This is a genomic window from Halomicronema hongdechloris C2206 (assembly GCF_002075285.3).
GTDB classification, from domain to species: Bacteria; Cyanobacteriota; Cyanobacteriia; order Phormidesmidales; family Phormidesmidaceae; genus Halomicronema_B; species Halomicronema_B hongdechloris.
Map to the genome: position 1 here is coordinate 734,212 of NZ_CP021983.2, position 12,929 is coordinate 747,140.

A 12,929-nucleotide genomic window follows, 5' to 3' on the forward strand; every position below is an offset into this window, starting at 1 on the left:
TTCGAGGACTCTCTAAGGCTGACCAGTGTAGTAAAAAGTGCATTCTAGTCAGGCTGATCGGCGTATGCTGAGATGGCAAGCCTTGGAGAACAGATTCCTCGAAGACTTGGTTCCGCGGCCCCTTGAGGTTGATGGAACCCTCCTCACACCGCAGTCGAGGCTGAGCCGTAACTCAAGCCGTTTTCCATCGCTGAGGCCGTGTTTGCTGTCTGATTGTGTTGAAGGATTGTGTTGAAGGAACGTCTGTCGAGATGTCTAGACTAGTGCTGCGCAAGAAATCGTCGTCTCGGAGGCGGTCGTCCGCCTTCTGGGACACTAATGTGCCTCAATTTGATGAGGCGCTGCGAAATTTCATGGGTCGTCGGACTCGCTGGACTTGGCTAGCCTGCTTACCCCTGGCCCTAGTTATTGTGGCCTGTTGGGGCGTGGCTGCCCAAGCTCAAGATGAGATCATGGCGGCTGATGTCCAAACTGTTTTGGACAACATCTGGGTCTTGATTGCGGCCTTCCTGGTGATCTTCATGAATGCCGGATTCGGTATGTTGGAGACGGGCTTTTGCCGCCAGAAGAACGCTGTCAATATCTTGTCTAAGAACCTGATCGTCTTTGCTCTGGCCACCTTGGCCTTTTGGTTTATCGGCTTCTCGTTCATGTTTGGGGCCGGGGCTGGCTTTATCGGCTGGGGTAGCGTCTTTCTAGGCGGAGCGCCTGAGTTATACGGTCTCTCTGCCGACGGCGGCTTAAGCAAGGACACGTTCTTCCTGTTCCAAGCTGCTTTCGCCGGTACAGCGGCCACGATCGTATCTGGAGCCGTGGCAGAACGGGTGAAGTTTATTGACTTCGTTATTTTCAGTGTGCTGCTGACCGGGATTTCCTATCCAATCACGGGTCACTGGGTTTGGAGCGGTGATGGTTGGCTCGGGGGCATGGGCTTCCATGACTTTGCTGGCTCTACCGTGGTGCACTCGGTTGGCGGTTGGGCTGCTCTGATGGGGGCTGCCTTCCTCGGTCCCCGCATTGGCAAGTATCAGGATGGACAAGTTAATGCTCTGCCGGGGCATAACCTCAGTATTGCGACGCTGGGCTGCTTGATTCTGTGGATCGGCTGGTTTGGGTTTAACCCCGGCTCTGAGTTAGCGGCAGATCTAGCTGTGCCCTACATTGCCGTGACTACCAACATTGCCGCTGCTGCAGGTGGTGTGGCTGCTACCTTCATCTCCTGGGCATTGAACGGTAAGCCAGACTTATCCATGACCATTAACGGTATTCTGGCTGGCTTGGTGGGTATCACCGCCGGTTGCTATGTGGTGGGCTATGCCGGAGCCTTTTGGATTGGATTGATCGCTGGCATTATCGTGGTTCTGTCGGTAGGCTTCTTTGACAGCATCAAGATCGATGATCCTGTGGGAGCGGTCTCCGTACACTTGGTATGTGGTGCCTGGGGAACCCTGGCTGTGGGGCTATTTGCCAACCCCAATAACTTTACCCAAGGTGGTGAAGGAATTGCGGGGCTATTCTATGGGGGTGGATTTGCTCAACTGGGGCTGCAGATCCTAGGGATTCTATCCATTGGCTTGTTCACCGTCGTGGCCGCCAGCATCTTCTGGTCTATCTTGAAAGCAACGCTTGGTATTCGGGTGTCGCCGGAAGAAGAGATGAAGGGCTTGGATATTGGTGAGCACGGCATGGAAGCCTACAGTGGCTTTCTCAAGGACACCAGTGATATGAGCGGCGTATCTTAGCCCTGTCGCTGATGGGTTAGTGTCTTCAGTAGCCTGCTAGATTAACTGAGCGAGCCCTTGATAGAGCTCGCTCAGTTAGCTTATGAGTCAGTTGATTTATGAGTCTATGGCCCACAATCGGGCCATTTTGCATAAAGATGGATATTGGTAACGCGGTCTGCCAATGGGTGTAGATACCTTGATAGAGTAGCCTCAGGGGTGATGCACCGGGCCTGGCATCAGCAGGTTATAGCGCTAGTTGTGTGATAGCCAGGTTCGACGAGTAAGCTGTATCTGTTGGCAAACTGATTTCACAGTGACGTCCTGAGACGCTGGTTCGACATAGTTCATGCGCAACTCGGCTTCTGTTGTAGAAGAATTACTGCGGACGATTCCTCAGCTGAGGGCTCAGCTTTATTTCAAGACGTCACTGACGGCGCTGTCTCATGCTATGGAAGATCAGGTCTTGGCAGGCACTGATCGACCGTTGGTCATTGCCAGCTTTCAGCAGGCCCGGTTCTATCGCCAAGAAGCAAATCGCTATCTGAGAATTGCTGATATTACCGATCAAGTGTATGTGTTATCAGCTCGAGGCAGTGGTTTTGACCATTGCTCGAATGCCTATGAAACCATCGCCTTTGAAGCCGATGACAGTTTGACGCAGGAATGGCATTTGGTGGTGATTGGCCAGGAGTATAGCGCCTGCTTGATTTGCCGGGAACGGTCTCCTGTGACGTTGGTAAATCGAGGCCCTGGATCACCGGCCTTGGAGCAAACTCGCCGATTTGAGGGAATTTGGACCCTAGATCGCCAGGTTGCTCAGCGGGCAGCCAATATGCTCTTAGCACGAATTAAGGGCTATCGCCCCGAGCTGGAAGCTAAGATTGCTCAGGCCCAGCAGCTGTGCTGTCAGCCGGGTGTGGCCATTACGGTGCCCTCGGATGGGTTTGGCTCAGATCCCTTTGCTCAGCGATTGGTGACGTATCTCCAGGCTGGGCAGTACAAGCTGTTGAAGGCCTATAAGGCCATGTCAGCTCAGGAGCGTCGGGAGCGTCTGGTCAACTCGATCACCTCAGCAATTCGCCACTCTTTGGATCCGTCGGAAATTTTTCAAATTGCCGTGCGAGAGCTGGGACAGGTCTTGCAGGTGTGTCGATGTTTGATCTATCGCTGTAGCCAAGATGGCGATCAGGTCACGATTCAGTATGAATATTTGCAGCCGTCGCTGCCGTCGTTGTTGGGAGAGCAGTGGCCGTTGGCGAATAATCCTCTGTTCCAGCGGGTGCAGCAACAGCAGCAGATGCTCGCGGTGGAGGATACGGCGGCAGCCGATGCCACTTTACGCCAGGATGTGCAGGCCCTGAAGGAGTTGATCCAGCGCTGGCGGATTCGCTCTTGGTTGATGGTGCCCTTAATCCATCAGCAGCGCCTATTGGGGATGATTGAGCTGCATCACTGCCAGGCGACGCCCCATAGCTGGAGTGAGGATGATAAGGCGCTAGTCGATGCGATCGCAACTCAGCTCAGCTTAGCCATCATCCAAGCCGAGGCCTATGCCCATTTGCAAGACCTTAACCAGCAACTGGAAGATTTAGAGCGGACCCGTAGCAACCTAATCGCCATTACTGGCCATGAACTGCGCACACCGCTGTCCACGATTCAGGTGTGCTTAGAGAGCCTAGCCCATGAGCCTGATATGCCCCCAGAACTGAGTCAGGTCATGCTGCAGTCGGCCCTCGATGATGCCGAACGCATGCGCAAGTTGGTTCAAGACTTTCTCACCCTCTCTCGGCTGGAGAGTGGCCGCATTGAGTGGAATTTGGAATCGTTGTCCTTGCAGGAGTGTGTGGATTTAGCCCTCAGTAGTGTGCAGACTCACCATGGCCAGCAAGTCTGCGCCCAGATCGACGTCACCCTGCCAAAGACATTGCCGTTGGTGCGAGCCGACGGCGAATGGTTGGTAGAAGTACTGGTGAAGCTCCTGGATAATGCCTGCAAGTTTACCAGTGAACGCGATCGCATCCTAATTCAGGCAACCCAACCGGATCCGGCCACAGTCCAAGTTACGGTGGCTGACACAGGCCGTGGCATCGAACCACAACGACTCGAGATCGTCTTCGACCGGTTCTATCAAGAAGAAGGTGCCCTCAGGCGAACCACCGGTGGTACGGGATTAGGGCTAGCCATGTGTCGGCAAATCATAGAAGGGCTGGGTGGTCAGATCTGGGCTACCTCCGACGGCAAGGATCAAGGCAGTCAGTTCCACTTCACAGTGCCGGCAGCACAAGACAGCCTAGAGACAGAGTCGACTCGCCTAGGGCGACGGTCGCAATCCCCATCCCGCTCTAATCGGCGGCGTTCCTAGCCGCACGAGAATTCTCCTAGCTGCTGAGCTGGACAATGCCTCTCAGCGTGACGTTGCCCATGGCCTCGATAGACGCTTCAAACCCCCTCTAGGACTAACGTTTAGTGACGCAGGAAGGTGGCAGGTTCCATGACTGGATTCATTCGCAAATTGTTTGGCGGCAAGCGGTCGTCAGAGCAGACGCAGTCTTCAGAACAAGGCCAAGGCAAGGCGGTTTTCCTGACCCCAGATGATGCCAAGACCTATGGCGATATCGATTACATGCGCAAGGCTAAGACGATCAAACGCACCTTTGCCCGCAAAAAAGGCGTGAGCGAAGAACTAGAAAGTGTGCGACAAATCTCGGCGATGAAGAGCGCGTCTTTGGATGCCAATAGTGTGCCCCAAGCCAAGCCTCAATCGCCAGCGATGAATGGGACAGATGATCAACAGGAATCGGTTCAGGCGGCTTACCGATTCGATCGGCGAGCGGCGGATAAGAGCCTAGATGCCTTTCGCGATATGGCTCGCGACCTCAAGAAAAAGTGACTCCCATCGGGAGATCCACCCTCATCCCCCGAGTATTTCCTTGGGGGATTTCTAAAGGGTATAGTCAGCTAATGAGGTCGGTCGCATCACCGTCGCCTTGCCATGTGGATTGAGACCCAACGCCTAGTTCTGCGTGACTTTCAACGGAAAGATCTGCCAGCACTCGCACGCATCCTTGCTAACCCAGAGGTCATGAAGTTCTCTCCCACAGGAATCCTGTCTGCGGCCCAGACGCAGGCAAAAATCGAACAATTTATGATCTCGTACCAGGCCGTTGGGTTTGGTAAGTGGGCAGTGATGCTCAGATCGAACCACACCTTAATTGGCTATTGTGGCATTGCCATAGAGACCATCGATGGCCAAGAGCAGCCCGAACTCGGATATCGCCTCGATCCGACGATTTGGGGGCAAGGATTGGCCACTGAAGCCGCTGGGGCAGCGCTTGATGACGGCTTTCATCGCTGCCAGCTGCCTTACCTACTCGGCCTGGTCGAGCGGGCAAACACGGCATCAGTGAGGGTATTGCAAAAGCTGGGGATGAGCTACGTCAAGGAAACGCTCTTCTATGGCCTGCAGATGGATCTCTATCGATTGAATCGCTAAATCACAGCGACTTCTCAGCCATGACTCAGGGTGGCCGAGTATGACTAGAAATATCACAACTGTCCCGATGCTGAGGACAGTTGCAGTTAGGCAGCGCCTGGTTTAGCTATGGGAGTAATTTCTAGGCCGCTGAGCGATCTGACAGGGACGCCATCCTCTCTACTGTCTTGGAAACTGTCTTTAATGGAGACGTCTGTATCATGGGAAAATCCTCAACTCTGTTAAGCCTGTTAGGGTTAATCTTCCTGGCCGCCTGCAGTCAGCCAGCCCCCGATCTAGAGGCTGTGATCGAGACTCCAGAGGTCACTGAGACTGTAGAGGCCTCTGCGGACCCCGAAGCGATCTCATCCGAGACGCCTTCCCAAAATCCTTCCGAAGCCGCTTCTGCAGAACCTCCAGCCGTATTTGCTGACGATGGCATTGCCATTGCCGGGGCCGATCCGGTGGCCTATTTCACCCAGGGTCGCTATGTGCCTGGCCAGGCAGCCTTTAGCTATGATTGGGGCGGGGCCACCTGGCAATTTTCCACCGCTGAGCATCGGGATTTATTTATCGCTAACCCGGCCCAATATGCCCCACAATACGGAGGCTTCTGTGCCTGGGCGCTGAGCCAAGGTTATACGGCCGGCATCGATCCCAATGCTTGGAAAATTGTAGATGGCAAGTTATATCTCAACTATGACCAGCGGATTCAGCGCCGTTGGAGCCAGGATGTGCCCGGCAATATCGCCAAGGCAGATCAAAACTGGCCAGGCGTCTTAGCGCAATCACCTCAGAGACAATAGCGATCGCGCCCCTGTTGCTTGGCGATATACAAGGCTTGATCAGCCTGTTCAATCAAGGACTGGGCTGATTTTTCGGGAGTAGGAATTGCACAGGCGATCCCGAGGCTGAGGGTGATGTGCTGGGCAATCGGGGAGGTCTCGTGGGGAATCTGCAGCTGGGCGATGGCGGCTTGAATGGTTTCGGCCACTTGGATGGCACCACTTTGATTGGTTTGGGGCAGCACTAGGGCAAATTCTTCGCCACCATAGCGGGCCACTAAATCGGCGGGGCGCTTGGCTACCTGGTCTAAGACCTGGGCGATGCGCACTAGGCACACATCACCAGTGGGGTGGCCATAGGTATCGTTATAGAGTTTGAAATAGTCAATGTCACACAGAATCAGGCTTAAGGGACCCTGTTCTCGGGCCAAGCGCCCCCATTCCCGCTGCAGATACGTGTCGAAACGACGGCGATTGGCCACTTGGGTCAGGCCATCGTGGCTGGCTAAATAGGCTAAGTGTCGATTCGCCGATTGTACCTGTTCGTAGAGTTGAGACTGTTGAATGGCGATGGCAATTTGCAGCGATAGTTGCTGCAGTAATTTGATCTCCCAGGATTGCCAAGTGTGAGGGCTACAGTGGTGGGCAATGAGTAATCCCCAGAGATAAGAAGAGGATACGCCCATATCGGCCCATGTCTGGGTGCCATCGGAGGGGTAGATGTCTTGCACGATGGGAACGATCAACTTGGCTTTGATGCCCAGTTGCCTCGAGAACTCCACCAAGCATGGGATCAGGTCGCTGGCTTCGATGTCGTCAATGGCGCCGATTTTGCCCTTGATGTAGGCATCGTGACAGTCTTGGGAAAATACATCAGCTGAGTAGGTTGCGCCCAAGATTGAGGCGCACTCAGCAGCAGTATCTTCGGCGATGACGCTGCCAGTACCGTCCTGAAAGAGGCGGTAGATCAGCACCCGATCGACTTGAAGAAACTGACGCACTTCGATCACGGTGGTGTTGAGAATGTCGTCTAGATCTAAACTTTGCCGAATCCGTTGGGTGATCTGGCTGAAGCAGGCGTTCTCGCTGGGCTCGGCGCTTTAGGGTAGCAATTTCCGAGTGTCTCAGCTCGGTGATATCGGTAAATGAGACCACCACGGCATAAGGGCGTGAGTCACCAGGATGCGACAACGGCTGGGTATTACTGGACACCCAGACAGTGCTGCCATCTGGCCTGAGAATGCCATTCACGACATTGGTGTTGGGATGGCCAGTGCGGAAGGTCTTGACAATCGAGTAGTCGTCGAAGGAGCGGGGGGAGCCGTCTGCGGCGATCACCTGTAGCCCCAGCTGGGCTAGGTTGCGGTCGATGACGTCCTCAGGCTGTATCCCTAGTATTGTGGCGGCACTGGCATTGCAGGCGGTAATGGTGCCGTCGGCCTGCACGACGACAACCCCTTCTGATAGGGCCGAGATGACGGAGCGATAGCGGCTCTCGCTAGCCTGTAAGTCCTGCAGCAAGGTATTTTTAGCCTCGAATTCAGAGGCAAGATGCAGGCTAGCGGCTAAGAAACCGGCCATGATTTGTAAGGTTTGGATGTCGGATTCCTTAAAGGCAGAGGGGGAGCCGGAGAATACCTTTAAAATCCCCATCCGGTTGGCTTGATAAATCAAGGGCACCACCACCATCGAGCGTAGTCCCATGCGACGACAGGCCGCCCGATCGACCCGAGGGTCTGTCTCGGCGTCATCACACTGGAGAAGGGTGCCGTTGGTCAGACACTGACCAGAGAGACTGTGGGCGATGTCTAAGCGCAAGCCAATATGGGGCTGGGCTAACCCTGTGGCGGCTCGATAGACCAGGTGATTCCCGTCCTCTAGTTCCACTACGGCACCGTCGGCGTGGGTTAGTTGCTGGGCCCGCTCTGTGATCACGGCCATGACGGCATCTAGATGGGGCGACTGCATGGCCACGTCTTGCTGCAGGGCAATGAGAGCCGAAAGCCTCTGAAATTCTTGTCTTAGGGTCGCTTCTGCTTGTTTGCGATCGCTAATGTCTACTAACAAACCGTCCCAGGCCTCTCCCTCGAGTGTCCGTTGGGCTTGAGAGCGTCCCTGGATCCATTTCAGCCGTCCTGATGGGGTGATGATGCGCCCCTGCCAAGACCAGGGCCTGAAGCATTCGATGGCATGGGTGAGAGACGCCTCAAAGGTGTCTACGTCCTCAGGATGGATGAGGTCGATGACGGTATCGGCATCTGCCAGGATAGCCGCGGGAGCCAGTTCCAACAGATCTCGAGCCTGGGGGCTGACGAAGGTGAAGCGATGGGGGCGAGGGCCGGTCTGGGGATAGTAGCGATAGACCATGCCCGGCATATTCATCACTAGGGCCTGAAGCTGGGGGAGGAGGGAGTCGGGGGTGGGTTGGGCCGGCTGGGTGACTCGCCGTTGGTCTAAGGCATCCATGGTGATGGCGGCTAGATCCCGCAGGGTGGCTCTGTCGTCTGCGGCTAGAGTGCGGGGATGCTCGTCCAGGAGGCAGAGGACTCCCAGAGAATAGCCATCTGGGGTTTTAAGGGGGGCGGCAGCGTAGAAGCGCATGCCCAATTCCTCGGTTATCCAGGGGTTGGCCAGGCAGGCGGGGAGTTGCCGAGTATCGGTAACAGTGTAGATATCGTCCGATTGCAGGGCGGCGTCCCAGAGGGGGGCGCGGTCAGTGTGTTGGGGATCTAGGCCCTGGTGGGCTATGAACCGGATGCGATCGCATCCCACAAAACCGATCAGTGCTACCGGCACCGAGAAAAGGCGCACCGCCAGGGTAGTAATCCGATCAAACGCTTCGTCTGGCGGGGTGTTCAGAATTGGATAATGCCGTAATTCAGCGAGTCGGTCGGACTCACTGCTAGCCTCAACAGAGGCATCTCCTCGATACGCGTTATGGTTGGGCTGATTCACTGATATACCTGCTGGTCATCGCCTGGGCAGGAACCATACCCAACCCTAGATGGTGTCTTCGGCAGCCCCCACTGCTCTTGGCTGAAGCTGTGAATAGTTTGGACCGATACTAGTAGCGACGACATGACGTCAAACGGCCTCAAGCGAGTTGCTAACCCTGGGAATGCCCGACAAACAAACATGGATGCTAAGTGCGCTATCCTAAGGAGATGTTGAGCATGAGATATTCCTAGGATACCCATAGGTTTCGTTGGATCTGCCATGGATAATGCCGCCAATAATGTAAATTACCGCTCGATCACGTCGTTGCTGTTGCTAATCGCCCTTCGCTGTAAGCAAGCCTTGTCCCTGGCACATGATGAGAGGGTCGGTTGAGTTATCTGGAGATCTTCAGAGGAGCTTGTCCATGAGGCATATTACTAACAGAATTCCGGACAGACAGAGACAGTCTAAACTTAAGATCGGCTAGGGTGCAATCAAAGAGGCTGTTAACATCAGCGTAGCCTCTTTAAGGAAGCTAATGAGTTGGGATAGATACGCTTTGCTTAAGCATTGAGCTTGTTAAACTGGGGCTGAAGGATGAGAGATTTAGGACAGTCTCTGGCAGAGAAAATCGATCAGGTTGTAGAGAACTGGATTAACTCTGTTCATCAAGATACTGAGATTGAAAGTACCCGCAAGTTAACCCATCAGGCGATCAGAAATAGCTTGCCAGAAGTGCTGCAGGAATTAGCCAATTTGTTGTCCCATCATCAGCTTCATGATGGGGAAAGATTGGAGCGGCGAAGCTTGTATCATGGCTCTATGCGAGCTCAGCAGGGCTATGATACTGCCGAGATTGTACGGGAATATCGACTGCTGAGGCAAACGGTCTTATTGGCATTAGACCCGGATTTATTAACCGGTTCCCCGGCCGAAATTTTAAGTGCAATACGTACCATCGATGATGTGTTAGATGAGATTATTTCGGCTAGCCTAGAAAGTTATATTGAGTCTCGCTTGACGGAGCTTAGGCAGATACAAGGCCAGTTAACCCTGACTAACCAAGAGTTAATTCGTCTGGTCAAGGCTCAAAAAGAGAGTCTGTCTTTCATGGCCCATGAGCTCAAGAATCCCTTGAACTCGATTATTGGCCATTCCAGTTTGCTGCTGCGGCAACAGCGCAAGAAACTGAAGGGCAAGGATGTGACCACCAACTTGGATGGCCTAGAAAGGGTGTTGAGGAATGGCCGCAGGTTACTGCAAATCATTAACGACACGTTGGAAATCTCTCGGTATAACGAAGGGCAAGTTCAGCTTAATTTAGAACCTGTCAACGTGGGTGAATTGATCCAAGAAATCATTGAAGATGCCCTAGAACCCCTGGCGGTAGAAAAAAACTTGAACTTGGCGGTTGATATGGCAGATGCTCCTAAGGAGGTGCTGACCGATTCGCTACGGTTGCAGCAAATTGTCACCAATCTGGTGGCCAATGCAATTCATTACACGGATGAGGGTAGGGTCAGAATTGCCTGCCGTTCCCTAGAATCTGATGGGTGGCAGATCACGGTGGCGGATACCGGCATCGGTATCTCAGCAGCCGATCGAGCCCGCATTTTTGATCCCTACGTTCAGGCCAAGCCGTCTCCCCAGGCAGAAGGCAGTGCCGGATTAGGGCTGGCTATCGTACAACGCATCGTCACGCTGATGAATGGCACTATTGAGGTCACCTCTGAGGTGGGGCAGGGATCTGTGTTTACGGTGACACTGCCACTGCTGCAACCTGAGTAGACGCGACTGAACCCTATCGCCCAGGCATCCTGGGGCCATCCTTGGGCTTAGGGTAGCCGCCTGAGGCAGGTGGATGTGTGGTGGCTGACGGCATTGCAGCAAGGGTCAGGGGATAATGGGGTCGGTTCAATGGCACGATGACTGAGCCGGTGAGGAGGTCCATGGGTAATCCGCCAGTCGAAGTTGCGATCGCAGTGCTCTATCAACAGGGGCGCTTTTTATTACAGCTGCGAGATAACATCCCCAACATTCTATATCCAGGCTATTGGGCCTTCTTTGGCGGCCACTTAGAGCCGGGCGAAGACGCTTTCACCGGGGTGAAGCGGGAATTACTAGAAGAGATTGGCTATGCCCCTCCTCGCCTAGATCTATTCCAGCGGCGCATGTCAAACACCATTATCCGCAACGTCTTTCACGGCCCTCTCACCGTCCCCGTCGAGTCACTGCAGCTGAACGAAGGCTGGGATTTAGGGCTCTGCAGCATTGCAGATGTTCGACGTGGAGCTTGCTACTCTCCCAAAGCTCAAGAGGAGCGTCCCCTGGGGCCCCCCCACCAAGAGATTTTGCTGATGTTCCTAGAACACTACCCGTCCTTTGATACCTGATCGAGTGAAGGGTGAAGAGCTTGCCCTGAGCGCAGTCGAAGGGTGAAGGGTGATTCGTTGTACTCGTTACTCGTCACTGGTGACTCGTCACCCGTTATTCTTCACTTCTCCCACGTGGAACCAAAATTCATGCCTTGGATAGAGGCGGAAATTCAAGTCGACCCAGTTTAATGGGGCTGTCTTAAATTGTGCCAGGAGTGATCGTCGCGCCGACGAGACGCGCAGACGATCTAATAGTCCTGGAGCAGGTTGCCGGTTTGGGAACACACTGTGTTGGGAAATAATCGACTGGAAACGCTCAAGCGTTGGATAGCTACGCAAATACACCGTTCAGGGCGGCAGATTGCCCTGGCCTTAGTGGCAGCTTTAGTCGTTGTCGGGGCCGGATGGTGGGTAGCGTGGTCGCAGCAGCCGGTCACGATTTCGTTTCTAGTGCGGGCGGTGGAAGCCCAACAGCTTCAGATTTTGGCTGATGAGTTCGAGGCGGAACATCCCAACATCAAGATCGACATGGTGGAGGGACCCAACGCTGCCGACAACGTCGAAAATCTCTATACCACGTCATTCCTGCTGGGGGATTCGCCCTACGACTTGGTGTACTCCGATGTGGTCTGGATCCCTAAGTTTGCGGCGGCGGGCTGGCTGATGGATTTGTCTGATCGCGTCAGTGAGTCGGAACTAGCTCAATTTCTGGATGCGGATGTGGCCGCGGGGCAATATCAGGGGGGACTCTACCGGATGCCCTTCCGCACCGCCATGGGGATGCTCTACTATCGCACCGATTTACTCGAGCAGCTGGGCATGGATGCCCCGGACACCTTTACTGATCTAATCGAGGCTTCCCAAGCTATCCAGGAGCAGACGGATGTGCCCTGGGGCTATGTCTGGCAAGGGTTGCAGTATGAAGGCTTGGTGACTAACTTTGTGGAAATCGTGGCGGGTTACGGTGGCTTTTGGATCGACCCGGAGACCTTGGACGTGGGACTCGATCAGCCCGAGGCAGTGCAGGCTGTGGAGTTCATGCGCGATGTGATCACTGAAGAGATCTCACCGGCAGGGGTCACCAACTACTTGGAGGAAGACTCGCTGCGAGTGTTTGAGAATGGCAACGCCGCCTTCTTGCGCAATTGGCCCTACGTCTGGGCAGAAGCCAATAAGGAAGACTCTCCGGTGCAAGGCAACATTGCGCTGAAGCCGATGGTGCACGCCCCCAACCAAGATGCAGCAGCCTGTCTGGGCGGTTGGGGCTTTGGCATTGCCAAGAGTACACCACATCCGGAAGAGGCTTGGGAAGTGGTGCAGTTCTTCACCAGCCGCCGGGGCCAGAAACAATTTGCCCTGGAACATGCCTATGTCCCCAGCCGCCGGGACTTGTTCACCGATCCCGACATTCTGGCTAAGTTTCCCCATTATGAGCAGCTGCTAGAGGTGGCTGCAGCCACCGTGCCCCGGCCCCCGGTGGGTCAGTACGCCCAGCTGTCTGATATCTTGCAGCGCTATCTGAGTTCGGCGCTGACCGATCAGATGACGCCTGAGGCTGCTATGCAGCGAGCAGCAGGCGAGAGCCGCCGCGTGCTGGGGACTATTTCTCGGCAGTCTTCCTAGGGCTGTGAGCTGG

General features: G+C 54.6%; 10 protein-coding genes. 8 read left to right on the forward strand and 2 right to left on the reverse strand.

All coding sequences use genetic code 11. From position 1 onward, the window contains the following. Positions 1-251 precede the first annotated feature (251 nt). The 5 genes from XM38_RS03485 to XM38_RS03505 all read left to right on the forward strand — a co-directional run bounded on the left by XM38_RS03485 (position 252) and on the right by XM38_RS03505 (position 6,002). Entirely contained in the window at positions 252-1,742 is a 1,491-nt protein-coding gene (locus XM38_RS03485; protein ID WP_088429097.1) for an ammonium transporter, read from the forward strand. A 328-nt stretch (positions 1,743-2,070) separates the two neighbouring features. Then, complete coding sequence (locus XM38_RS03490; protein ID WP_080808932.1) at positions 2,071-4,086, forward strand: DICT sensory domain-containing protein; 2,016 nt, start codon at positions 2,071-2,073, stop codon at positions 4,084-4,086. 129 nt (positions 4,087-4,215) lie between these two features. Continuing rightward, positions 4,216-4,614, forward strand: a complete 399-nt coding sequence (locus XM38_RS03495; RefSeq protein WP_080808929.1) for a hypothetical protein — start codon at positions 4,216-4,218, stop codon at positions 4,612-4,614. Positions 4,615-4,716: 102 nt separating this feature from the next. After that, on the forward strand, positions 4,717-5,217 hold the full coding sequence (locus XM38_RS03500) for a GNAT family N-acetyltransferase (protein ID WP_080808927.1): 501 nt from the start codon (positions 4,717-4,719) through the stop codon (positions 5,215-5,217). Between the two features lie 200 nt (positions 5,218-5,417). Continuing rightward, positions 5,418-6,002, forward strand: coding sequence for a YHS domain-containing (seleno)protein (locus XM38_RS03505; protein ID WP_187329260.1), 585 nt, complete (start codon positions 5,418-5,420; stop codon positions 6,000-6,002). Here the strand turns inward: XM38_RS03505 and XM38_RS03510 are convergent. Continuing rightward, entirely contained in the window at positions 5,990-6,982 is a 993-nt protein-coding gene (locus XM38_RS03510) for a sensor domain-containing diguanylate cyclase (protein WP_187329261.1), read from the reverse strand. The genes XM38_RS03505 and XM38_RS03510 overlap by 13 nt on opposite strands. Continuing rightward, a complete protein-coding gene (locus XM38_RS03515) occupies positions 6,891-8,936 on the reverse strand; it encodes a GAF domain-containing protein (RefSeq protein ID WP_088429099.1) in 2,046 nt (681 codons plus the stop codon). Before XM38_RS03515 ends, XM38_RS03510 begins: the two co-directional genes overlap by 92 nt. Positions 8,937-9,515: 579 nt before the next feature. On the opposite strand from XM38_RS03515, the gene XM38_RS03520 reads away from it, so the two are divergent. The 3 genes from XM38_RS03520 to XM38_RS03530 all read left to right on the forward strand — a co-directional run bounded on the left by XM38_RS03520 (position 9,516) and on the right by XM38_RS03530 (position 12,916). Further along, on the forward strand, positions 9,516-10,706 hold the full coding sequence (locus tag XM38_RS03520) for a sensor histidine kinase (protein WP_080808918.1): 1,191 nt from the start codon (positions 9,516-9,518) through the stop codon (positions 10,704-10,706). A 161-nt stretch (positions 10,707-10,867) separates the two neighbouring features. After that, positions 10,868-11,311, forward strand: coding sequence for an NUDIX hydrolase (locus XM38_RS03525; RefSeq protein ID WP_088429101.1), 444 nt, complete (start codon positions 10,868-10,870; stop codon positions 11,309-11,311). Positions 11,312-11,584: 273 nt separating this feature from the next. Continuing rightward, positions 11,585-12,916 carry an ABC transporter substrate-binding protein gene (locus XM38_RS03530; protein WP_449271857.1) on the forward strand — a complete coding sequence of 444 codons (1,332 nt, stop codon included), beginning with the start codon at positions 11,585-11,587 and terminating at the stop codon, positions 12,914-12,916. The last annotated feature ends 13 nt before the right edge of the window (positions 12,917-12,929 follow it).

Excerpts from the sequence above, each read along its gene's own strand:
- XM38_RS03485 (WP_088429097.1), top strand. The coding sequence starts at position 252 with ATGTCTAGACTAGTGCTGCGCAAGAAATCGTCGTCTCGGAGGCGGTCG.
- XM38_RS03525 (WP_088429101.1), top strand. The coding sequence starts at position 10,868 with ATGGGTAATCCGCCAGTCGAAGTTGCGATCGCAGTGCTCTATCAACAG.
- XM38_RS03520 (WP_080808918.1), top strand. The coding sequence starts at position 9,516 with ATGAGAGATTTAGGACAGTCTCTGGCAGAGAAAATCGATCAGGTTGTA.
- XM38_RS03495 (WP_080808929.1), top strand. The coding sequence starts at position 4,216 with ATGACTGGATTCATTCGCAAATTGTTTGGCGGCAAGCGGTCGTCAGAG.
- XM38_RS03490 (WP_080808932.1), top strand. The coding sequence starts at position 2,071 with ATGCGCAACTCGGCTTCTGTTGTAGAAGAATTACTGCGGACGATTCCT.
- XM38_RS03505 (WP_187329260.1), top strand. The coding sequence starts at position 5,418 with ATGGGAAAATCCTCAACTCTGTTAAGCCTGTTAGGGTTAATCTTCCTG.
- XM38_RS03500 (WP_080808927.1), top strand. The coding sequence starts at position 4,717 with ATGTGGATTGAGACCCAACGCCTAGTTCTGCGTGACTTTCAACGGAAA.